Origin of the sequence: Brevibacterium sp. R8603A2, from assembly GCF_023072605.1 — a bacterium.
GTDB classification, from domain to species: domain Bacteria; phylum Actinomycetota; class Actinomycetes; order Actinomycetales; family Brevibacteriaceae; genus Brevibacterium; species Brevibacterium pityocampae.
In genome coordinates this window covers 174,612-197,189 of sequence record NZ_JALLGN010000001.1, presented here as the reverse complement: position 1 = coordinate 197,189, position 22,578 = coordinate 174,612, and the positions used below count along the sequence as shown (strand labels likewise).

Below are 22,578 nucleotides of genomic sequence, written 5' to 3'. Positions count from 1 at the left end.
GACGGGGTGGATGAGGACGGTGGAGCGGGAGGACGGTGCGCCTCAGCGGTGGTCGACGAGGCGGGCGAGGCGGTCGCCGACGAGCTGGATGATCCCGACGAAAGCGACGAGGAGCACCACGCAGGCGAGCATGACGTCGGCCTGGTAGCGGTTGTAGCCGTAGGAGATCGCGAGGTCACCCAGGCCGCCGCCGCCCACCGCACCGGCCATCGCGGTGTAGTTGACGAGCGCGACCGCGGTCACCGTGGCGCCGCTGATGAGCGCCGGCAGCGCCTCGGGGACGAGCACCTGGCGGATGATCTGCCCGCGTGACGCCCCCATCATCTGTGCGGCTTCGACCTTGCCGCTCGCCACCTCGTGGAGGGCGATCTCGACGAGCCGGGCGTAGAACGGGATCGCGCTGATGGTGAGCGCGACGACCGCCGCCTGCCAGCCGAGCGCGGTGCCCACGACGAACCGGGTGAACGGGATGAGCGCGATGATGAGGATGATGAACGGAATCGAGCGCCCGATGTTGACGATCGCGCCGAGCACCTGGTGCACGACGACGTTGGGGGCCAGGGAATCCCGGGTGGTGACGAACAGCCAGATCCCCAGCGGCAGGCCCAGCAGGATCGCGATCGCGGTCGACCATGCGGTCATCGCGATCGTCTCCCCGAGCGAGGGGAGGAGCTCGACGGTGATCGCGGGGTTGTCGAACCAGGTCGGTGCGTTCATCGTGCCACCTCCGCGTGGATGCCTGCCGTGGTGAGATCCGCGACGAGCGCCTGGGCGGCGCCGGGATCGTCCACGGTGAATTGGAGTCGGCCCACCTGGGAGCCGGTGATGGTCTCGATCGCCCCGGAGTCCACGCGCGCGTCGACGGCGTGGCGGTCGACGATCTCGAGCAGCGTGCGCAGCGCCACGTCCGTCAGCAGCACCTCGATCACGGTGCCCTCGCCGGGCTGGCGGGGCGGCAGGGGGAGGAGCTCGCGGCCGAGGGGGGAATCGGTGTCCCGGATGACCTCGAGCAGGGTGCCGGTGCGGGCGATCCGGCCGTTCTCCAGCAGGGTCACCGAATCGCACACCTCGCGCACCACCGACATCTCGTGGGTAATGATGAGCACGGTGATGCCCAGGCGCTCGCGCAGCGAGCGGATGAGGCCGAGGATCTGCCGGGTGGTGCCGGAGTCGAGCGCGGAGGTCGGCTCGTCGCACAGCAGGATCTTGGGGTCCGCGGCGAGCGCCCGGGCGATCCCGACGCGCTGCTGCTGGCCGCCGGACAGCTGGGAGGGGTGGTTGCCGGCCCGGTCGGAGAGCCCGACGAGCTCGAGGAGCTCCCGGGCGCGCTCGCGCCGCTCCCGCTTGCCGACCCCGGCGATCTCGAGCGGGTGCTCGACGTTGCCCAGCGCGGTGCGCGAGTCGAGCAGGTTGGCGTGCTGGAACACCATGCCGATGCTCCGGCGGGCCCGGCGCAGCTCTTCGCCGCGGCGGCCGCTGATCTCCACGCCGTCGATCGCGACGGTTCCGGCGCTCGGCCTCTCCAGCCCGGTGAGGCAGCGGATGAGGGTCGACTTGCCGGCGCCGGAGCGGCCGACGATGCCGTGGATCTCGCCGGCGGGCACGGACAGGTCGATGTCCTCGAGTGCCACGACGCCGGCGAACTCCTTGCGCAGGCTGCGCAGTTCGATCACGGGGTTCTCCTGGGTCAGGTGTCGGGGTGGTCCGTGTGCCGCGTCCGTGCCGGCCCGGTGGGGGCAGGCGCGGGGAGGCGGGGACCGTCGTCCATGATGCGCCGCGCGCGGGGGAGGGGTGGATCAGAATGACACGGAACGACGCATTCGGGGGTGAACGTCGGCTAGATCACACCGATGCCAGCGACCGAGATGGGATGACACGGGTCGGCCGGTCGGTCCCGGCGCGTCCGGACGCGGTACCGTGGAGACCTATGCAGGATGAAGAGGCCCGGAGCGCCGCTGAGGACTTGGCGGACACGGCTGGACGCAATGCCGCACGCTTCGGCCGATGGCGTCGCCTGCTCACCGAGATCCTCCAGTTCCTCGCAGTCGGCGGTGCTGCCTATCTCGTCGACGTGGGGCTCTCGAACCTCCTGGTCTACGGCTTCCTCGGATTCCCCGCCGTGCTCCACGACGGGCCGCTCAAGGCGAAGATCGTCTCCACGGTTGTGTCCGTCGGCGTCGCCTGGATCGGCAACAAATTCTGGACCTATGGCAAGCGGAGCACGGGTTCGTCGACGACCGGCCTGTGGTCGTTCCTCGTCGTCAACGCGCTCGGCATGGTCATCGTCATCGCACCGCTGGGCCTCACCTGGTACGTCCTCGGGCTGCGCGACCCCATCAGCTACAACATCTCGACGAACATCGTGGGCATCGGGCTGGCAATGGTGTTCCGGTTCTGGGCCTACCGCACCTTCGTCTTCCGCGATCGCCCACGGGTGGAGAAGCTCGATCTCGACACCAGCGCGGGCGTCGAGGCGCACTCTCACTGACCAGGGCTCTGCGGAGTCGGTGGCGGCCCGTGCAGTACGGAGCATGTCCGGCCTGCGGTGTCCGGAACGCGGCTTCTTCGACTAAGAGGTCCGCGAGCTCCCTGTGACTTCGGTTACGATTAGCCGAATATCGGTGCATGACGATCAGGCACATGCCCGCCCCACCGAACTGCGGGCTCGTAACCCGCCGCGAGGAGATCTCATGCAGCGGCAGCTCGTCATCCCCCTGCTCATCACAGGCCTGGTGTTCGCGCCAGCCACCGCATCCGCGGCGACGGGCCTGCCGGAACTCGGCAGCACCGATCCCGGCGAACGCGGTACCCCTGAGGCCCCGGCCGAATCGGCCCCTCCGGAGAGCGGGTCGTCCTCGGAACCCTCGCCGGGTGCAGGCCCGCAGGAGGCGGAGGCCCGCACGGATTCTCGGGCCGTCGACGGCGATGACTCCTCGGTCATCGAACTCGACGGCGACGCCGGGGGAGGGGCGGGCGAAGACTCCGTCACCGTGATGGGAGCGGTGTGGGACGGTGCGCACACCCCGGATTCCATCAGCTACCGTACGCAGGACCCCGAAGGTGCGTGGAGTTCATGGGAGCAGTTCGAGGTAAGCGATGGTGCCGGCCCCGATGCCGGCACTTCGGAGTCCGGCGGCGCCACCGCCGGCACGGAACCGGTCGTGGTCGCCGTGGGCGTAGCCGTGGAGGTGAAGGTCGATGGTCCGGCCGACGCGGAGGTGAGCGTCGAGACCGTGACCACTCCCACCACGGGCGCAGACGAACAGATCGCGCAGAATTCGTCCTTCACCGGCGGAGCCTGGGACACCGGGATGGGTCTTGTGCCACGCAGTGAAGCTGCTGCCGCGGTGGTCGACAGCGATGCGCACCGCTTCGGCGCCGCCACGGTCGCGGTCAACGCCGGCCTGACACATGTCTCCCGTGCTGAATGGGGTGCGAACGAGAGCCTCAAGAAGTGCCGAAGCGGACACGACGTCCACGAACCGGGCGATGGTCGTGCACCACACCGCGGGTGCGACGAGCTATACCCGTGCTCAGGTGCCCGGCATCCTGCGCGGAATCCTGACTTACCACACGCAGAGCCGCGGCTGGTGCGACATGGGGTACAACATGCTCGTCGACCGCTACGGCACGATCTACGAGGGCCGATCCGGCGGGCTCGACCGGGCCGTCGTGGGAGCGCACGCCTCCGGCTTCAACTCCGGGACATTCGGGGTGTCGGTCATGGGCACCTACTCGTCGCCCGCTCCTGGGGCGGTAGTGAACGCCCTCGGCAGGGTCGGCGCATGGCAGGCGAACAAGTGGGGATGGGACCCGACCAGCCGGGTGACCCTGACCTCGGGAGGCGGCGACACCTCACGCTATCCGGCAGGTCGGAAGGTCACGCTGCCGCGGATCTTCGGTCATCGCGATACCTCCCATACGTCCTGCCCGGGTAACGGCCTCTACGGCCAGCTCCGCCAGGTGCGCACCAAGTCCCTTGCCGGGTTCACCCCGCCGACGAACGCCTCGGCCATCACGAAGTTCTACTACGCCAACACTGCGAAGACCGGCTCCCCGACCACGGACGAGCGGTGCGGCCTGAAGAACAAGGGGTGCTACCGGAAGTTCCAGAATGGCTCCGTCCACTGGAGCTCTGTATCAGGTGCTCACTTCACGAAGGCCGGCGGTCCGATCCAGCGGCAGTGGCGCGTCCAGTCGTACGAGCGCGGGAAATTGGGGTATCCCAAGAGTGAAGAGGAGCCATTCAAGTTCCGCTCCGGTGCGAATGTTCAATCTTTCATGAGCGGCATCATCTCTTACTCGGCGGGGACCGGCGCGTGGTCGATCTACGGTCCGATCGGAAGGGCTTGGAAGGCCGATGGATGGGAGCGCAGTGCGGCTAGGCTGCCGACCTCGAATCAGGATTGTGGCCTGATTCGTGGCGGGTGCTACCAGAAGTTCGAAGGCGGGTCGATGCACTGGACCCAGAGCACGGGTGCCCACTTCACTCAGGGGAGAATCCAACGTGCGTGGCGCACCCAGGGTTATGAGCGCGGTCGTCTGGGTTACCCGACGAGCGACGAATACAGTTCCGGTGCGACAAGCGCCAGAACTACGAGGGCGGCTACATCCTCTGGTCCTCGAAGGCCGGGGCGCGGATCTTCTACTCCTGAGCCGACTGATCGGGGCGGTGTCGACGCATGCGCGAACTCTCGTCGGCACTACCCCGATCTGCCTCAGGAGTCGGTGATCCTCCTGCCGATCTGCCGGGCACGGTTGGCAACAGCGCGGTAGCCGCGCACCACCGGGTCCGGGGCCAAGGTTCGGAGTTCGGCTCGGATCCGGCGGAAGTCCTGCACCCGTGCGGCGGTACGGATGTCGGGCAGCTGGCGCTCGCGGGAGCGCACCGCCAGCAGCGCGATCGAATCCGCGAGCTCGGTGCTGGGCGGGTGGAAGTAGTTCGCGAGCAGCCACTCGCGATTCGGGAATCCGATATTCCCGGCCACCAGGTCCTGCAGGGTGCCGATCGCCCCGGAACCGGCGAACGCGAGGTTGAGCATCTCCTCGCCCACCCCGAAATCTCCGAGCACGAGCGTCGGCAGGCCGTGGTCGATCGCTTCGAGCGCCGCGGTCGACGAGACCGTGACGAGCGCCGTGCCGGGGGAGAGGAACGTCGACATCGCTCCGACGCCGACGGTGAGCTCGCCGGGCTGCATTCGCCCGTCGGCGACGAGCTCGTCGATGAGGGACATGTACGTGTGTTCCTCGCGATGCGTCTCCTGCTCACCCGGGCGCGAACGCACCTTGACGATGACTTCGCTCCCAGGGTGGCGTCTGCGGTACTCCGCGAGCGCCAGCAGGATCCGCACTCGGTCCTCTTTTCCGTGCGGCACCTTCGCTTGGGTGGCGAAGACGATCCGTTCCGGGGGACGACCGAGATCGGATGCAGGAGTCGGCGGTTCAGCGGACGCCAGCAGGGGCAACCGGCTGACGATCACCTCGGCGGGAATCCGAAGCTCCCGGGTGATGCGCAGGTACTCCTCGCGCTCTCGTGAAGAGTGGGTGATGAACGTATCGCCGATCCGCCGATAGCGCATCCCCTTCGACGTGGCTGGGAGACCCACTCCGGGGAGACCGGACACGAGCCCGGGCCGCCGGGGCAGCCGTGCGGCGCTCGCGTAGATCTGCTGCACCACGGGGCCGGTGGCCGCCGCCAGGACGACATCGGGGGTGAGATTCAGGAAACCGTCCGCGAGATCGCCGCGCTTGACCACAGGAATCGTGCGTCCTGCCCACGACGATCCGAGAAGAGCATTCCGAGTCTGCTCCGCGGTGGGCAGGATGGGAGTGTCGATCAACCAGAGATGGCTGTCGGCATCAGGTCCGAGCGCGTCCATCGTGCGTGCAGCCCACTTGAGATAGGACTCGCTGTCGCACACTGCGACGATAGTGAATGGATCCACGCGCTCATCGTACTGCCGTATGTTGAATGACCTGTTCAGAGCTCGGCGGAGGCCGTCGGGAGCCGCATCTGTCCACCACGACGGCGGGATAGGTGTCACCTCGATCTGTGGGGAGTCCATGGTGAGCCGCAAGGTGCTCGCCGCCGTGGTCGGAAGGCTGAGGAGTCGTGCACCGCGCGGGGCAGATGCGAGCCGCAGCTCGACCGGCAGCCCGGGTGCAAGGACAGTGACCCCGGGCAGTGCTGCGATCCGTGCGAGATCCTCGGGCTTCTCTCTGCGGTGGGGGAGGTAGGCGCAGGTGCGGCCGGCCGTCGCCGTCTCCACCCAGGACATGTACGCGTCGTCATGGATCAGGCCGTCGACGGCCAGCGACGAGCCGAGCACGATCTCGCCGTGCAGATCCGGTGCAGGCAGATCCAACGATCGGAGACGTTCGAAATCGTGCCGGGCAACGGTTCCGCCGAGCGCGGTGAAAGCGGCGATGAGGTATCCGGGGAGCGGTAGGGCGGTGGTCCAGCTCATGCGGCCCGAGCGCAGCGCTGAACGCAGATTGAGCGCAGTGCTGTACGCCAGAGCCGCTCGAGTGGGAGACAGCTGCTGCCGCGCTCGGCGAAGCGGTGTGGGATAGGTCGTGGTGAGCAGACGAACTGCATGCTCAGTGGCCAAACCGTCATCGATGAGAGTGATGTGCTCCGGCCGCCCGAGGGATCCGTTCGCCAGCGCAGACTGGAACCGTCCCGAGCAGGGATCCCCGACGAGAAGACGCACAGGATGCCGCGCCCGGGTGACGGTGGCCTGGGGCGGTCGGGCAGGGACCTCCGGCCGGGCCATTGCTGTGCGCAAGGTCACCTCCGCGGGGAGCCACCTGGTCTCGAACGACTTGAGGAAGGATTGCATTCCACTCGCGTCGCCTCTCACCTGCAGTTCCATGAACTCACCCTCAGCGCGTGCTTCGAGTGCCGAGAGGAACTGCAGCGGTGACTCGATCCACGCGAACGACTGCATCGCTCCTGTCTCCTTCCTCGCCGTGGGGCGAATGCTCGTGGCCCGGTCGCCGGGCTGCACGCTTTCCATCGGTGTTCGGTCACATGGTCGGGCTGCTGCTGGTTCAGAAGCGGAGTGCCTTCCGTGCCTTCCGGTAGCTCCGCAGAACAGGTCGCGGTGCAGATGCGCGGATCTGCTGACGAAACCGTCGCAGTTTGTATATCTCAATCGCCCAGGGCACTGATCTCAGACGGCCTGCCGAGGCGAGTTTCGCGAGCCCGGACAGCTCTGCGTGGACTTCCTCGGTGCGCGGTTGGAAGTAGTTGTCGAGCAGCCACTCCTCACGGGCGAACTGAAACCTCCCGGCGGCCACGTCGAACAGTGATCCGATGATCCCGGACCCGATGAAAACCTTGTTCAGGTTGCGGAGGGTCACGCCGAAATCACCGATGATCAGAGTCGGCAGCCCGCGGTCCAAGGATTCGAGTGCGGCTGTAGAACTCACCGTGACGAGGGCGGTGCCCGGTTGCAGGAAGTCGGTCATCGGACCGGCCATGACGTCGATCGCGGATTCGGGGACCACCCCGTCGCAGACGAGTTCGTCGAGGATCTCGATGAAGCTGTGCTTCTCCCGGTGGGTCTCATGCTCTCCTGGGAGGCTGCGCACTTTGAGAATCGCGCGATGGTCAGGGTCTCGGCGGGCGAACTCTGCGAGCGCCAGAAGGATCTGTCGGCGCTGTCCCCTTTGGACGGGTACTTTCGCCTGGGTGGCGAAGACCACCGTCGTCACTGGGTGATCATGCTGCGACACGATGTGGGGGAGACCCGCGGACTTGAGCATCGGTAGGCGCGCCACAGCCTGTCTGGTGCCGATCCCTGCCCGTTCGGCGGCAATGGCGTACGCTTCCCGTTCGACCTCAGAATGCGCGATGAAGAGATCGCCGAGTCGGCGGTACTTCTGGCCTTTGACCGTGGCCGGCAGCCCCATCCCGGGCAGCCCCGAGACGAGGGCAGGTCGTTGCGGCCTCGAGGCTGCAACGGAGAAGATCCGTTCGACGACCGGGCCGGTCGCCGCGGCGAGGATGACGTTCGGCTGCGATTCGTCGAGTTCCTGTGTGAGCTGCTCGCCGTCGAGTACGCGCACGCGGCCGTGCGCCCACTGTGTTCCCGCGACCGCATGCTGAACCTGGGCGGCAGTCGGACGGATCGGCGAATCGATGATCGCCACGTCCACGGAAGCGTCGGCGTGGTTGTCGGTGAGCGCCTGGAGCAGGTGCGCCGCCCACTTGAGGTAGGACTCACTGTCCGCAATGGCGAGAAGACGGATCGAGGACATGTTCTCCTTCAGGGTTCTGTCGGATTCACGACTGATCTCGGGGTTCCGGGAAGATCTGGTAGGGTCCCGGCCGATGAGCGAGGTGGGGGTGTCGGCGTCCGGTCTAGCCGGATTCGGCGGCCCCATCACTGCCGCCGGCCGAACAGTCGCCGTCCGATGGACGCGAGGGGGGACCGCTCGGCGCGCTGCGCGACGGAGTTCTCACTGGGCCGGTCGAGGCCGGCGTCGGTGGGCGGTCGCGGAGATGAAGCGCTGCTCAGCAGGTCACGAGCTTCTGGGGTGAAATATCGGGTGAGAATGTCATCGTCGGCTGCATCCGCAGCTGCCGTGGCAGCCGTTCTCAGTGCTCTTCGATCCTGCGGAGACATTGCGTAGACGACCGCATCGAGAATTTCCGAAGCGCCGGAGCGCTCGATGCCCGGACGTCCTGGATCCGTGCTCGGGCCGTACAGGATGTCGAGGACCGTCAATGGCACACGGTGCGCGTCATTCATCTGTGTCAGGCCGGACAGGAGTTTCCCGGCCTCGGGCGCATCGATCCGCCGAGCGCCGGCGGATCGCGCCTCCGCCAACCCCCGCCCTGTCATGCAGATGGTGATCTCAGGTTCTGCGATCCTGTTGAGGAATGACAGTGGAACCGACGGGGATGCCACGAACAGGTCCAGACCCCGTTCTTCCGCTCTGCTGTGCATGGTCGTGGCCGGGCCCGTCGATGAGGGCGGGTCGCAGAGGATCACCTCATCTGCGCCCGCGTCTGCGGCGTATGCGAGCATCCTGTCGAGCTGGGCGCGTTCTTCGGATTCGGTAGCCAGTTTCATGCCGATGAGGTCGGCTCGCTCGATCAGGGCTCGTCGGCGTCCCGGGCGGAGTGCCGGGACGACGTCGGCATCGGGGTTCTTGCGTACCGCCTCGTCGATCACCGTTCCTATCGAATCGATGCTCCTCACCTGCCATGCAGGCGATCCCCCGCGCGGCGTGCGCGGCTCGAGCCGGGGAACGAGATCCCACGTAATGCATGCCTGCACAGGTCGCGAGAACGACCGGTTCTCAGCCGTGAGCGGGCCGTAGACCTCGGGACCGTTCATGTAGACGGTCAGCTGAGAGGAGGACCAGATGCGCGCGATCGTCTGCGCTGGTCGGTCGGAGAAGCTGTTGAGCACGAGCGCAGTGGGAGAACCGTCCAGTTGCCACGCGCGCTCGATCAAGCCTCGCAGTTGGGCAGCTCGGTTCTCGTCGTCGACGTTGAAGTGAGCTGGATGGGATGGCCAGCAGACGGCGTTCCAGTCGACGACCGCATCGAAGTGCGTGAGCATCGATTGCGCGAAAGGAGAATCCTGGAGCGGGACATTGAGCTCCGGGGCGTAGGTGCTGTCGTATGCCACCAGGACTTTCTCATCGTCGGGCGGAAGCGCAGAGCCGTTGCGCAGGAGCTCTGTCAGACAGACGAGGTCGTAGATTCCGGAAGCCAGATACAGAGTGGTCATCGGTCTGCCTTCGCGCTTTCGAGGATCGGAGAGATGGTGTCGAGCCGATCGCGACCGAAACGGAGGAGGGCCCGGTCGAGGACTTCCTCGCCGAACATCCCGATCGGGACGGGCGCGTCTTCGAACATCTTCGTGCGGAGGACGTCAGGCAGCTTCGCGACCCTCTTCTCAATATGGTTGTTCACCAATGCGAGGTAGGACCGCAGGGCCTTCGGATAGAACTCCTCCAGCTCAGGGTGCTCGATCAGGAGCTGGAAAATATGGGTGAAAGCCGGGATGAAGTCGAGCTGCCGATCATCGATGACGCTCACCAGGCTCGACTCCAGGTCTCGTCGGTGGAAGACATCTGGGCAATCGACTACAGCGAACGATTCCGCAGCAATGTGGTGGTGCCATGTCCAGGCGCGGTCCTCGCAGGTCCGGAGGTCCGGGCGCATGTGCAACAGGCCCTTCTCCTTCATCGCTCGCGAGTACAGACCGTTCCACACCTGCGGATAGTCGACCATGGTCGGAACTGTGAGCGGGTTGATGAAGTCCCGAGGGTCCAGTGCCTCGCAGCGCCGCCGCAGCGGAGCGGCGGAGAGCAACCGCTGGAACCCGCGAACACGGACGTAATCAGTCCGAATGAACTCCACGTCGAGGCGCGTGATCTCGTCGACCAGTGTTCGCAGCCGATCAGGGCCGAACCAGTCGTCGGAATCGAGGAACGCGATGTGCTCGCCACCGGCGATGTCGAGACCCTGATTGCGTGCGGTCGAGACACCGCGGGGCTCGGCATTGTCGATCACGGTGAGGTTCAGGCGCTCCGAGAACTCCGCGACGATCTCCGGTGTCCAGTCCGTGGACCCGTCATTGATGACGACGACCTCGAACGCGTCGGTGCCGATGGTTTGAATTTCAAGACTGTGGAGTGCCATTCCCAGCAGATTTCCGGCGTTCCTCTGCGGGACGATGACAGTGACGAGCGGGTCGGTCATGTCAGCCCTTCTGCGCCAGGGCAGTGCCGAATGTCGCATCGGCACTGCCCTGGACCGGAGTGTTCATTTCACGACGCGCAGCGATTCGATCTTCGACTCCTCGCCGGGCATGACGCGCTTCTTGCCGTCGCCCAGGGCGGTCTCCACGGTGCGGATGTCCGCGACGAGTGCAGTGAACTCCTCGGGCTCCATCGAGGCCTTCTGGTCCGAGCCCCACATCGAGGTGTCCAGCGTGATGTGGCGCTCGACGGTGACCGCGCCCAGGGCCACGGCGGCGACGGAGATCGCGGTGCCGATCTCGTGTCCCGAGTAGCCGACGGGCACGTTGTAGCGCTCGCGCAGGGCCGGGATCGCCAGGAGGTTGACCTCCTCCGGGGGCAGCGGGTAGGTCGAGGTCGCGTGCATCATCACGAGGTTCTCGGTGCCGAGGGTCTCCACAGCCTTGTCGATCTGCTCGAGCGTCGACATGCCGGTGGACAGGATGACGGGCTTGCCGGTGGCCTTGACGGCCTCGAGCAGCGGGATGTCGGTGACCGAGGCGGAGGCGATCTTGAAGGTCACGGCGTCGAAGCGGTCGAGGAAGTTCACCGAGTCGATGTCCCACGGGGAGGCGAACCACTGGATCCCGAGCTCCCGGGCGTAGCGGTCGATCTCCGTGTACTCCTCGTCCTCGAACTCCACCCGGAACTTGTACTCGAGGTAGGTCATCTCGCCCCAGGGGGTGTCCCGCCGCTTGGACTTCTGGTCCTCCGGGACCGCGACGTCGGGGTTCCGCTTCTGGAACTTCACCGCCTGCGCGCCGGCCTTGGCAGCCACGTCCATGAGCTGCTTCGCGATCTCGACGTCGCCGTTGTGGTTGATGCCGATCTCACCGATCATGTAGACCGGCTGGCCGGGACCGACGAGGATGTCGCCGATGGCGACCGGCTTGATCTCGTTCACAGACATGAGACCTTCTTTCTGGTGGTTGAGCGGGCTGGGTGATTCGGGTGCTGGATCATTCAGTTGTCCGGGATGAGGTCGCATACTTCGCGCACCGCCCCGTGGCCTCCGCGTTGCGACAATACCAGCCGCGCGGCGAGGAGGACCTCCGGATGGGCATCGGCGACCGCGATCGGCCAGCCGACCACGGAGAACGCCTCGAGATCGTTGATGTCGTTGCCGACGTAGGCCACGCGGGAGGGATCGAGGTCCTTCTCCCGCATCCACGCCAGCAGCACGTCGGCCTTGTTGTCGATGCCCTGCGCGACCTCCACGCCGAGCTTCTCCGCCCGCCGGGTGACGACCGGATTGCGCTCCTTGGACAGGATGAGGAACGGCAGGCCGCTGCGGACCAGCCGGCTCACGCCCATCCCGTCGCCGCGGTGCACGCGGACCATCTCGTCGCCGTGCTCGTTGACGTAGCCGGCGTCATCGGTGTGGACCCCGTCGAAGTCGGTGACGAGGGCGTCGACGTCGAGCACGGTGGGCTGACCGCCGGCCGCGGCGACCGCCCGGACGAGCGTGAGGTCGGCCATCGTGTCGATCTCGCGCGCCTGCTCGAGCGGCACCTCTTCGATCTCGATGCGGCCGAAGAACCGGTGGCGGTGCTCCTGCAGACCGGAGGTGCGCATGATGTAGAACGCGCCGGTCTCGTTGTAGTGGATCTTGCGGTCCTGCCGGCGCGGGCGGAACGCGGCATCGTGGCCGACGGCCTGCGCGTGGCCCTCGTCATCGAGCGTCCACAGGAAGCTGTGGTCCTCGACGGCGGAGAACACGACGTCCGCGGCATCGGCGGCGACGCGCTCGATCGCGTTGCCGATCGACTGCGGGTCGATGAATGGCGAGGTGCACTGGAGGAACGCGGTGATCGCGTACTGCTCCGGCAGCTGCTCGAGGGTGTAGAGGAGGGCGTCCTCGCTGCTCGCGAAGTCCCCGGAGATCTCGTCGGGGCGGCGCACCACCGTGGCGCCTGCACGCTCGGCCTCGGCGGCGATGCCGTCGTGATCGGTGGAGACCACGACGAGGTCGACGCCGGTCGCCTCGGAGGCGGCCTCGACGGCGCGGGCGAGGAGCGTCTTGCCGGCGACCTTCTGGAGGTTCTTGAGGGGGATGCCCTTCGATCCACCTCGGGCGGGGATGATCGCGACGGTGCGCGGGAGCTCATTCTGGACAGTCACAAGGCCTCCAGGATACCTGTTCGGGTGTCAGTCGGGTGTCCGGGAGGTGGACTGCAGGTGACGTCGCCGGGTCCCACCGGGGCCGGAGGGAGACGGCCGCGGAGTCGGAGTGGGGAGGGTCACACCCAGGTGGGGTTCCACATGCGGGCGCGCCAGGCGTCGTGGGGGATGAGCTGGCCGGTGTAGATCGGGTAGAACCACGCGAAGGCGAGGATCGCCGCGGCGACGATCCCGGCGACCGCGAGCCGGCGACCGAGCAGCCGCCCGTCCGGCCGGGACCGGTCTCCGGAGGTCTCGCCCCACAGCAGACCCAGGCAGTAGGCGACGGCGAGCACGACGAACGGCGCCATGACGATGGTGTAGAAGGTGAAGATCGTGCGGTCCTGGTAGAAGAACCATGGTCCCCAGGTGGCGGCGAGTCCGGCGAGGATGCCGCCGGCGCGCCAGTCGCGGCGCAGCAGCCAGGCGCCGAGCAGGATGATGATCGCGACCGGTGCGAGGCCCCAGATCACCGGGTTGCCGAGCGAGGTGATCGCCTGGGAGCACTTCTCCACCGTGCAGCCGGCCTGCCCGTTCTCCACCGATTCGTAGAAGAACGAGGTGGGCCGCCACTGGACGATCCAGCCCCAGGGGTTCGACATGTAGGGGTGCTCGGAGTCGAGGCCCACATGGAAGGTGTAGGCGGTGTAGTGGTAGTGGCCGAGGCCGGCGAGCCAGTCGGGGAGGAACGACCACCAGCCCTCGTTGTCCGCGGCCCACTCCCGGTCCCAGCCGCCGGGGTTGAGGATCCAGCCGAGCCAGCACAGTACGTAGACGACGAACGCCACGGGCACGAGGGAGAGGAACGCCGGCACCGCGTCCTTGACGAGGACGGCGCGCCACGGACGCGCGATGCCGGCCTGCCGGCGGGCGGCGACATCCCACAGCACGGTGAGGATCCCGAACACGGCGAGCGCGTAGAGACCGGACCACTTGACGCCCATCGCCAGGCCCAGGCTGACACCGGCGGCCAGCCGCCAGGGGCGCCAACCGAGCCCGGGGCCGTGCTGGGCGGAGACGAGCCAGCGGCGGGCGGCGGCGAGCTGGCCGGCGAGGCCGCGCAGCTTCCGGGGGGAGAGGAGGTGGAGCGGATCCGTGGCGGCGGGGGTGCCGCCGTGCCGGGCGTCTGCGCGGTCCGCAGATCCCGTCGAGGACTGTCGGCGGTGCGCGGCGAGGACCGCGGGGTGGTCCTTCATCCGTTCGGCGAGGCGGCGTCGGGCCCACGCCCGGTCGCGGACCAGGCATCCGAAGCCCAGGAGGATGAAGAACATGAGGAAGATGTCGAGCAGGCCGGTGCGCGAGTGCACGAAGTGCTCGCCGTCGACGGCGAGGAGCAGGCCGGCGATCGACCCGATCCACACCGAGGAGAACAGGAGGATCGCGATCCGGGCGAGGAGGAAGATCGAGAGCGCGCCGACGAGCGCGGCGCCGAACCGCCAGCCGAACGAGGAGTCGGCGCCGAACAGCTCGATGCCCGCGCCCAGGATCCACTTGCCCAGCGGCGGATGGACGACGTAGGAGGGGGAGTCGAGGATGATCGAGGTGTCGCCGGACTCGAACGCGGGGTTGGGCTCGTCCGGCCAGTCCTTCTCGTATCCGAACCGGGTGAGCGAGTACGCGTCCTTGACGTAGTAGGTCTCGTCGAACACGAGGCGGTTCGGGAAGTCGAGGCGGATGAACCGCATCACCCCGCCGAGCACTGCGAGCAGCGCCGGGATCAGCCACGCGAGCGGCCCGCGCGGGGAGCGCAGGGGCAGCAGGCGGGACTCGAGGGTGGAGAAGCTCACACGGCTCAGTGTAGACAGGCGCGCGGCATCCGCCGGAGGCGCGGCGGTGCGCGAGCCGCTGGTCCGCGGTCCGGACGGCACCTACGCTGGGATACAACATCCCCTTCACGAAAGAAGCTGACGCGACGATGTCGTTCAACCCGCAGGACCCGTACGCTTCGCAGGATCCCTCCGCCGGCGGCGTGAGGCAGCCGTACCCCGGTCCCCCGCAGAATCCCTCCGCCGGCGGTCCGCCGCAGCCGTACCCCGGTCCCCCGCAGAATCCCTCCGCCGGCGGTCCGCCGCAGCCGTACCCCGGTGCGCAGCAATCCCCGTTCGGCGCTGCGCCGCAGCCGTATCCCGGCGCCGCCCAGCCGGATCCCTACCCGGCCGCACCATCGCCGTACCCCGGGCAGCCGGGAAGCACGCCGGGACCGCAGTACGGATCGACGCAGTACGGGGCACCGCAGTACGCATCGCCGCAGTACGCTGCGGCTCTGGGAGGCATCGCCGGGCAGCAGCAGTCGAACCCGCTGGCGCTGACCTCGCTGATCCTCGGCGGCGTCGCCGCGTTCCTCACACTCGTCGGCCTGCTGATCGGGATCCTCATCATCCCGGCCTTCCTCGCCGGGGCCGGAGCGGTCGTCACCGGCCACATCGCGCGGTCCCAGATCTCGCGGACCGGTCAGAGCGGCAGCGGCTTGGCGCTCGCCGGCATGATCACCGGTTACGTGGTCGTCGGCTTCTGCGTGCTGTTCACCGTGATCGCGTTCATCATCGGGTTCGCCTACGGCTTCGCCGGAGCCCTCTGAGTCGCACTGCGAACGATCCGGAACGACTCGTCCTCGCCCCGGCTCCGGACAATCACCCGCAGCCCCCGGTTCCGGCCGCACCTCGGCTCCGGGTCCATGCGGGCGCCTGCGTCAGGATCGGCGCGAGTATGGCCGAACCGTGACATCCGCCGATTGCCGCGGGACCGGTGAAGTCCTACCGTTGATTGCAGACGCCCGCAGAGAAGAAGGTCACCACCATGTCGAGCTACGGCTACCAGTCCGATCCCTACGCCACCTCCGGCGGCGGCCAGTACGACCCCTACGCCGCGCAGAGCGACCCGTACGCCGCGGACCCCTATGCCGCGCAGGCGGCCTACTCCGCACCCCAGCACTACCCGGTCGGCGGGGGATACGTGCAGCCGCCCCCGACGAACACCATGGCGCTGCTGTCCCTCATCATGTCGCTCGTCGGCATCGTGACCGGTGGCATGACCTCGATCCTCGGCGTCATCTTCGGCCACATCGGCCGCAAGCAGATCAAGCGCACCGGTGAGAGCGGCGACCAGATGGCGCTGTGGGGCCTCATCGTCGGCTACGTCGTGCTCGGCCTGTGGATCCTGTTCTGGATCGTCTACATCCTGATCATCGTCGGGATGTTCGGACTCGCCATCTGGGGCTCCCAGACCACCACCTACTGACCCGCCACCATGAACCCATGACCCACACCTCCACCGCGCCCGAGGTGCCCGCTCCCCATCCCGGGGAGGGGCGCCTCGTCCTCGTCGGCACCCCGATCGGCAACCTCGGCGACGCCTCGGAGCGGATGCGCGCCGAGATCGCCGCCGCTGACCTCATCGCCGCCGAGGACACCCGTCGCTTCCTCGGGCTCGCCGACCGGCTCGGGATCACCCACACGGGGTCGGTCGTCAGCCTGTTCGACCACAACGAGCAGGCGAAGGCCGGCGAGCTCGCCGATGCCGTGGCCCGAGGGCAGCGTGTCGTTCTCCTCACCGACGCCGGCATGCCCGCCGTGTCCGACCCCGGCTACCGCGTGGTGCGGGAGGTCGCCGAGCGCGGGCTGCCCGTCACCTCGGCCCCGGGCCCGTCCGCGGTGCTCACCGCGCTCGCCCTGTCCGGTCTGCCCTCGGACCGGTTCGCGTTCGAGGGGTTCCTGCCGCGCAAGGCCGGGGAGCGCGCCCGGGTGCTCGCCGCGCTCGCCCGCGAGGAGCGCACGCTCGTGCTGTTCGAGAGCCCCCACCGGATCGCCGACGCCCTGGCCGACATCGTCGCGGCGTTCGGCCCCGAGCGGCGGATGACGATCTCGCGCGAGCTCACCAAGACCTACGAGGAGGTGCTGCGCGGCAGCGCGGCCGAGCTCCGCGAGCGCGCCGCCGACGGCCTGCGCGGGGAGCTCACCCTCGTCATCGCCGGGCACTCCGGAGAAGCCGAGGCGCCGGCGGACCACCTGGAGGAGATGCAGCGGCTCGTCGACGCCGGGATGCGCGCGAAGACCGCCGCCGCCGAGGTCGCCGCCCGCCACGGGATGTCGACCCGCGCGATGTACGAGGAGCACCTCCGAGCCAAGGGCTGAGCGCCCGCGGACCGGGGCCCGAGGATCCCTGCGAGGTCAGTAGACTGGGTGCCCATGAGCTTCTACATCACCACCGCCATCGCGTACCCGAACGGCACCCCGCACATCGGGCACGCCTACGAGTACATCGCCGCGGACACCATTGCACGGTTCCAACGGCTCGCCGGCGAGGACGTCTTCTTCATGACGGGCACCGACGAGCACGGCCTCAAGATGCAGCAGACGGCGCAGAAGCTCGGCGTGAGCACCCAGGAGCTCGCGGACACGAACTCCGCGGCGTTCAAGGCGCTCGATGACATGCTCGGCATCTCCTACGACCGCTTCATCCGCACCACCGACGCGGACCACACCGCCGCCAGCCAGGAGCTGTGGCGGCGGATGGAGGCCGCCGGCGACATCTACCTCGACTCCTACTCCGGCTGGTACTCGGTGCGCGACGAGGCGTACTTCACCGAGGACGAGACCGAGCTCGTCGACGGCGTGCGGGTCGCGCAGTCCTCCGGCGCGGAGGTCACGTGGACGGAGGAGGAGTCCTACTTCTTCCGCCTGTCGAAGTACCAGGAGCCGCTCCTCGAGCTCTACCGCGAGCACCCCGAGTTCGTCGGCCCCGACGTGCGCCGCAACGAGGTGGCCTCCTTCGTCGCCTCCGGGCTCAAGGACCTGTCGATCTCGCGCACGACGTTCGACTGGGGCATCCCGGTGCCGGGCGACGAGAAGCACGTGATGTACGTGTGGGTCGACGCGCTCACCAACTACCTCACCGGTGCCGGCTTCCCCCACGACGCGGAGGCGTTCGAGCGCTGGTGGCCGGCCGACGTCCACATCATCGGCAAGGACATCGCCCGCTTCCACGCGATCTACTGGCCGGCGTTCCTCATGAGCGCCGGGATCGAACTGCCCCGCCGCGTGCACGTCCACGGCTTCCTCTTCAACAAGGGCGAGAAGATGTCGAAGTCCGTCGGCAACGTCGTCGACCCCTACGACCTCGTCGACGGCTACGGGCTCGACACCGTGCGCTTCTTCCTGCTCCGCGAGATCTCCTACGGCCAGGACGGCTCCTACTCCCACGACGGGATCGTCACCCGCAAGAACACCGACCTCGCCAACGAGTACGGCAACCTCGCGCAGCGCTCGCTGTCGATGGTCGCGAAGAACTGCGACGGCGCGGTGCCCACCCCGGGACCGCTCACCGCCGAGGACGAGGCGCTGCTCGCCGCCGCCCGCGGCGCCTACATGCAGGCCCGCGAGCACATCGGCACGCAGAGCCTCCACCTCTACCTCGAGGCGTGCTGGAAGGTGCTCGCGGCGGCGAACAAGTACTTCAGCGCGCAGGAGCCGTGGAAGCTCAAGAAGACCGACGAGGCGCGCATGGCCACCGTGCTGTGGGTGACCATCGAGGTCGTGCGGATCATCACCCTGCTCGTGCAGCCGGTGATGCCGCAGTCCACCGCGCAGCTCCTCGACCTGCTCGCGGTGCCGGCCGACGCCCGCGACTTCGCCGCCCTCGACACCCCGCTCGTCGCCGGTACGCCTTTGCCCAAGCCCGTGCCGGTGTTCCCCAAGTTCCAGGAGGACTGATGGCATCCCGCGCCGCCGGAGACTATCCCGAGGTGCCCGCACCGCTCCCGCACCCGGGCGTCGACACCCACACCCACCTCGACATCTGCACCGGGGCCCGCGGGCCGATCAAGTCCGGGGAGCCGAGCCCGGAGGTCGAACCCGGCGACGACGAGGAGTTCCCGCCGCTGTCGTTCTTCCACGACACCGCGATCCAGGCCGGGATCACCCGGATCATGCAGATCGGCTGCGACATGCGCTCGGCGCGCTGGACCGCCGAGCTCGTCGCCGGCGAGGCCGCCGCCGGCCGGGACTGGATGCTCGGCGGGGTGGCGATCCACCCCAACGAGGCCCCGCGCCTGGCCGCGGTGGGCCTCCTCGAGGAGTCGCTCACCGAGATCGAATCGCTGACCGCCGGCCCGCGGATGCGGGTGGTGGGGGAGACCGGCCTCGACTACTTCCGCACCGAGGGCGAGGGCGTGATCGCGCAGCAGGAGTCGTTCCGCGCCCACATCGAGACCGCCAAGCGGCGCGGCCTCGCCCTGCAGATCCACGACCGCAACGCCCACGCCGACGTGCTGCGGATCCTCGCCGAGGAGGGTGCGCCGGATGTCACGGTGTTCCACTGCTTCTCCGGGGATGCCGCCTTCGCCCGGGAGTGCGCCGAGCGCGGCTACTACATGTCCTTCGCCGGGAACATCACCTTCAAGAACGCCGCTGACCTGCGGCACGCAGCGGCAGTGGTGCCCGCGCACCTGCTGCTGAGCGAGACCGACGCCCCGTTCCTCACCCCCCACCCGCACCGCGGCCGGCCGGGCGGACCGTACCTCACCGCAGTGACGCTGCGGAAGCTCGCCGAGGTGCGCGAGGCCCCGCTCGCCGAGCTCTGCGAGCAGATCACCGCCAACGCCGAGCAGGCCTTCGGCACCTGGGCCCTGTGAGGCGGGGGCGCCGACTGGTGGCGCACCGACGGCAGTGACCGGGAAACGGTGAACAGGCAGCTGGGAGCGGACAGCTGGGAGCGGGCTGCGACACCCTTTCGTGACCTGCGCTGTGACCCGGTGCGAGGTCGGTAACGCGGCCCTGACCTCGGGCGTTGTCTTGCGCATGTAACAGGATTGCCATTTTGATAACGAACCGGTTACGCTTGGTGCAGTCTTTTTCCTGCCCTCAGACTCCCTCGGAGGAACACGCGTGCACTCGATTCTGCGCAATCGCAAGGTCCAGATCGCCGGCCAGGCCGTGGTCATCACGGCGCTCGTCGGCGGTGCCGGATCGTTCGTCGCGCTGAACAAGTCGGTCAACCTCACGGTCGACGGGCAGTCCGAGCAGGTGCGCACCTTCGGGTCGACCGTGGGCGACGTGCTCGCCGCGCAGGGCCTCGAGGTCGATGAGCGTGACGCCGTGCAGCCGGGTGCCGACACCCGGATCGAGCGCGACATGAACATCGTGCTCAACACCGCCAAGGACCTCGACCTCACCGTCGACGGCATCGCCCTCGACGAGTGGACCACCGCCAACACCGTCGGCCAGGCGCTGGCCGACCTGGGCGTCGAGGCCGAGGGCGCCGAGGTGTCCCTGCCGCTCGACGAGACCCTCACCGAGGACGGAGCCACCGTCGACGTCGTCACCCCCAAGGGTGTGACCGTCGTGGCCGACGGTGAGCAGGAGATCGTCGAGGCGACCGCCGCCACTGTGTCCGAGGTCCTCGCGGAGGCCGGCGTCGAGGTGGCCGGGGAGGATATCGTGTCCGCGCCGCTCACCTCCCCGGTCACCGACGGGCAGGTGCTCGACGTGCTCCGCGTGAAGTCGGAGACCAAGTCCGTCGAGGAGACGATCGAGAAGAAGACCACCGTCAAGGAGTCCGCATCGCTCGACCGCGGTGAGACGAAGGTCGAGAAGAAGGGCAAGGACGGTGTGCGCGAGGTCGTGTACGACATCCGCACCGTCGACGGCGCCGAGGTCAAGAAGGAGAAGGTCTCGGAGAAGGTCGTCGCCGAGCCCGTCGACGAGGTCGTCGTCAAGGGCACCCGCGCGCCGGCCCCCGCCCCGGCCCCGGAGCGGGATTCGAGCTCGGACTCGAAGAAGGACTCCCAGGACTCGACCGGCGGTTCGGAGAAGAAGAAGGACTCCTCGAAGAAGAAGGACTCCTCGAAGAAGAAGGACTCCTCGAAGAAGAAGGACTCCTCGAAGAAGACGGACTCCGACGAGGGCGGCAACTCCGGCAAGAAGGCCCCGGACGTCGATGACGGCAGCGTGTGGGACCGCCTCGCGCAGTGCGAGTCCGGCGGCAACTGGTCGATCAACACCGGCAACGGCTACTACGGCGGCCTGCAGTTCAGCTCGCAGACCTGGAAGGGATTCGGCGGCGGGAAGTACGCCCCCAACGCCCACCAGGCCACCCGCGAGCAGCAGATCGACATCGCCAAGAAGGTCCAGAAGCAGCAGGGCTGGGGCGCCTGGCCGGCCTGCACCCGCAAACTCGGGATCCGCTGAGCGGACCCGGAACACTTCCCCACAGCCCGGAGCTGCTGAGCGCCGCGGCACGACTGCACCACCGAGCACCACCGCACCACTGAGCACGACGACGGAACACGAACGCACCGCCCGCGGGCACCTCGACAGGGGCCGCGCGGAGCACGGAAGCGTGACCCGGTGAGCGATCCTCACCGAGCGCATCTGGAGGAGACACATGGACATGCTGCGCAACCGCAAGGTTCAGATCGCCGGACAGGCAGTGATCATCACCGCCCTCGTCGGCGGCACCGGTGCGTTCGTCGCGCTGAACAAGTCGGTCAACCTCACCGTGGACGGGCAGTCCGAGCAGGTGCGCACCTTCGGCTCCTCGGTGGGCGACGTGCTCGCCGCGCAGGGCCTCGAGGTCGACGAGCGCGACGCCGTGCAGCCCGGCGCCGAGGCGCAGATCGAGCGCGACATGAACATCGTGCTCAACACCGCCAAGGACCTCGACCTCACCATCGACGGCGTGCCCGTCGAGGAGTGGACCACCGCCAACACCGTCGGCCAGGCACTGGCCGACCTGGGCGTCGAGGCCGAGGGCGCCGAGGTGTCCCTGCCGCTCGACGAGACCCTCACCGAGGACGGCGCCGCGTTCGAGGTCGTCACCCCCAAGGGCGTGACCGTCGTGGCCGACGGCGAGCAGAAGGTCGTCAACGCCACGACGACGACCGTCTCCGAAGTGCTCGCCGAGGCCGGCGTCGAGGTCTCCGGGGAGGACATCGTGTCCGCGCCGCTCACCGCGCCCGTGTCCGACGGCCAGGTGCTCGACGTGCTCCGCGTGAAGTCGGAGACGAAGGCCGTCGAGGAGAAGATCGAGAAGAAGACCACCGTCAAGGAATCCGCATCACTCGACCGCGGTGAGACGAAGGTCGAGGAGAAGGGCAAGGACGGCGTGCGCGAGGTCGTCTACGACATCCGCACCGTCGACGGCGCCGAGGTCAAGAAGGAGAAGGTCTCGGAGAAGGTCGTCGCCGAGCCCGTCGACGCGGTCGTCGTCAAGGGCACCCGCGCGCCCGAGCCCGCACCGTCCGAGGACTCCTCCACCGGCGGCGGCTCCGATTCCGGGTCGTCCGAAGACTCCGGCTCCAGCGGCTCCGGCTCCAGCGGCTCCGGCTCCGGGGATTCCGGCGGCACGATGAGCAAGCAGGAGATCATTGACATGCTCGGCGGCCCCGGCACCCGCTGGTACAAGATCGTCAAGTGCGAGTCGGAGTTCAACCCGCGCGCCGTCAACCAGCAGAACCGGGCGCACTTCGGGCTCTTCCAGTTCAAGCTCGCCACCTGGCAGTCGGTGGGCGGCAAGGGCAACCCGGTCGACGCCAGCCCGCAGGAGCAGTTCAAGCGCGCCAAGATCCTCCAGGAGAAGGCCGGCTGGGGACAGTGGGCCTGCGCCTGAGCGACTGACCCCGCGATCCGCGGCATGTGCTGCGGAACCCCGACTCCCTCG

The 22,578-nt window shown here is 68.1% G+C and carries 19 protein-coding genes; 9 read left to right on the top strand and 10 right to left on the bottom strand.

Annotated elements, in window-relative coordinates; all coding sequences use genetic code 11:
• Positions 1–42 precede the first annotated feature (42 nt).
• Positions 43–717 (bottom strand): methionine ABC transporter permease, encoded by a 675-nt coding sequence (locus tag MTQ12_RS00855; protein WP_247423196.1) that lies wholly within the window; start codon positions 715–717, stop codon positions 43–45.
• A complete protein-coding gene (locus tag MTQ12_RS00850) occupies positions 714–1,673 on the bottom strand; it encodes an ATP-binding cassette domain-containing protein (protein ID WP_247423195.1) in 960 nt (319 codons plus the stop codon). The genes MTQ12_RS00855 and MTQ12_RS00850 overlap by 4 nt, the downstream gene beginning before the upstream one ends.
• Positions 1,674–1,927: 254 nt before the next feature.
• On the opposite strand from MTQ12_RS00850, the gene MTQ12_RS00845 reads away from it, so the two are divergent.
• Positions 1,928–2,488 (top strand): GtrA family protein, encoded by a 561-nt coding sequence (locus MTQ12_RS00845; protein WP_137318989.1) that lies wholly within the window; start codon positions 1,928–1,930, stop codon positions 2,486–2,488.
• A 583-nt stretch (positions 2,489–3,071) separates the two neighbouring features.
• On the opposite strand, the gene MTQ12_RS00840 is transcribed toward MTQ12_RS00845, so the two are convergent.
• Complete coding sequence (locus tag MTQ12_RS00840) at positions 3,072–3,479, bottom strand: hypothetical protein (protein ID WP_247423194.1); 408 nt, start codon at positions 3,477–3,479, stop codon at positions 3,072–3,074.
• 10 nt (positions 3,480–3,489) lie between these two features.
• Here MTQ12_RS00840 and MTQ12_RS00835 point away from each other — a divergent pair, with 10 nt between their 5' ends.
• Entirely contained in the window at positions 3,490–4,776 is a 1,287-nt protein-coding gene (locus MTQ12_RS00835) for an N-acetylmuramoyl-L-alanine amidase (protein ID WP_247423193.1), read from the top strand.
• On the opposite strand, the gene MTQ12_RS00830 is transcribed toward MTQ12_RS00835, so the two are convergent.
• From MTQ12_RS00830 to MTQ12_RS00800, 7 genes are all read right to left on the bottom strand, one after another.
• Positions 4,719–7,010 carry a DUF6716 putative glycosyltransferase gene (locus MTQ12_RS00830; RefSeq protein WP_247423192.1) on the bottom strand — a complete coding sequence of 764 codons (2,292 nt, stop codon included), beginning with the start codon at positions 7,008–7,010 and terminating at the stop codon, positions 4,719–4,721. The genes MTQ12_RS00835 and MTQ12_RS00830 overlap by 58 nt on opposite strands.
• A gap of 43 nt (positions 7,011–7,053) precedes the next feature.
• Positions 7,054–8,265, bottom strand: a complete 1,212-nt coding sequence (locus tag MTQ12_RS00825; RefSeq protein ID WP_137318992.1) for a DUF6716 putative glycosyltransferase — start codon at positions 8,263–8,265, stop codon at positions 7,054–7,056.
• Between the two features lie 125 nt (positions 8,266–8,390).
• The gene (locus tag MTQ12_RS00820) at positions 8,391–9,749 is read right to left on the bottom strand and encodes a hypothetical protein (protein WP_247423191.1); all 1,359 of its coding nucleotides are present in this window, start codon (positions 9,747–9,749) and stop codon (positions 8,391–8,393) included.
• Positions 9,746–10,726 (bottom strand): glycosyltransferase, encoded by a 981-nt coding sequence (locus tag MTQ12_RS00815; RefSeq protein ID WP_247423190.1) that lies wholly within the window; start codon positions 10,724–10,726, stop codon positions 9,746–9,748. The genes MTQ12_RS00820 and MTQ12_RS00815 overlap by 4 nt, the downstream gene beginning before the upstream one ends.
• A gap of 63 nt (positions 10,727–10,789) precedes the next feature.
• Positions 10,790–11,674: an N-acetylneuraminate synthase family protein gene (locus MTQ12_RS00810; RefSeq protein ID WP_247423188.1), complete on the bottom strand. Its 885-nt coding sequence runs from the start codon at positions 11,672–11,674 to the stop codon at positions 10,790–10,792.
• Positions 11,675–11,727: 53 nt separating this feature from the next.
• Positions 11,728–12,885 (bottom strand): acylneuraminate cytidylyltransferase, encoded by a 1,158-nt coding sequence (locus MTQ12_RS00805; RefSeq protein WP_247423186.1) that lies wholly within the window; start codon positions 12,883–12,885, stop codon positions 11,728–11,730.
• A gap of 119 nt (positions 12,886–13,004) precedes the next feature.
• Positions 13,005–14,711, bottom strand: coding sequence for a phospholipid carrier-dependent glycosyltransferase (locus MTQ12_RS00800; RefSeq protein ID WP_348983827.1), 1,707 nt, complete (start codon positions 14,709–14,711; stop codon positions 13,005–13,007).
• Positions 14,712–14,839: 128 nt separating this feature from the next.
• Here MTQ12_RS00800 and MTQ12_RS00795 point away from each other — a divergent pair, with 128 nt between their 5' ends.
• The 7 genes from MTQ12_RS00795 to MTQ12_RS00760 all read left to right on the top strand — a co-directional run bounded on the left by MTQ12_RS00795 (position 14,840) and on the right by MTQ12_RS00760 (position 22,527).
• The gene (locus MTQ12_RS00795; protein WP_247423184.1) at positions 14,840–15,502 is read left to right on the top strand and encodes a DUF4190 domain-containing protein; all 663 of its coding nucleotides are present in this window, start codon (positions 14,840–14,842) and stop codon (positions 15,500–15,502) included.
• A 185-nt stretch (positions 15,503–15,687) separates the two neighbouring features.
• Positions 15,688–16,161: a DUF4190 domain-containing protein gene (locus MTQ12_RS00790; RefSeq protein WP_247423182.1), complete on the top strand. Its 474-nt coding sequence runs from the start codon at positions 15,688–15,690 to the stop codon at positions 16,159–16,161.
• Positions 16,162–16,178: 17 nt separating this feature from the next.
• Positions 16,179–17,054, top strand: a complete 876-nt coding sequence (gene rsmI / locus MTQ12_RS00785) for a 16S rRNA (cytidine(1402)-2'-O)-methyltransferase (RefSeq protein WP_247423180.1) — start codon at positions 16,179–16,181, stop codon at positions 17,052–17,054.
• Between the two features lie 54 nt (positions 17,055–17,108).
• Complete coding sequence (gene metG / locus MTQ12_RS00780; RefSeq protein ID WP_247423178.1) at positions 17,109–18,632, top strand: methionine--tRNA ligase; 1,524 nt, start codon at positions 17,109–17,111, stop codon at positions 18,630–18,632.
• Positions 18,632–19,552, top strand: coding sequence for a TatD family hydrolase (locus tag MTQ12_RS00775; RefSeq protein WP_247423176.1), 921 nt, complete (start codon positions 18,632–18,634; stop codon positions 19,550–19,552). Before metG ends, MTQ12_RS00775 begins: the two co-directional genes overlap by 1 nt.
• A 253-nt stretch (positions 19,553–19,805) precedes the next feature.
• Positions 19,806–21,107, top strand: coding sequence for a transglycosylase family protein (locus tag MTQ12_RS14920; protein WP_348983826.1), 1,302 nt, complete (start codon positions 19,806–19,808; stop codon positions 21,105–21,107).
• Between the two features lie 196 nt (positions 21,108–21,303).
• On the top strand, positions 21,304–22,527 hold the full coding sequence (locus tag MTQ12_RS00760) for a resuscitation-promoting factor (RefSeq protein WP_247423173.1): 1,224 nt from the start codon (positions 21,304–21,306) through the stop codon (positions 22,525–22,527).
• The last annotated feature ends 51 nt before the right edge of the window (positions 22,528–22,578 follow it).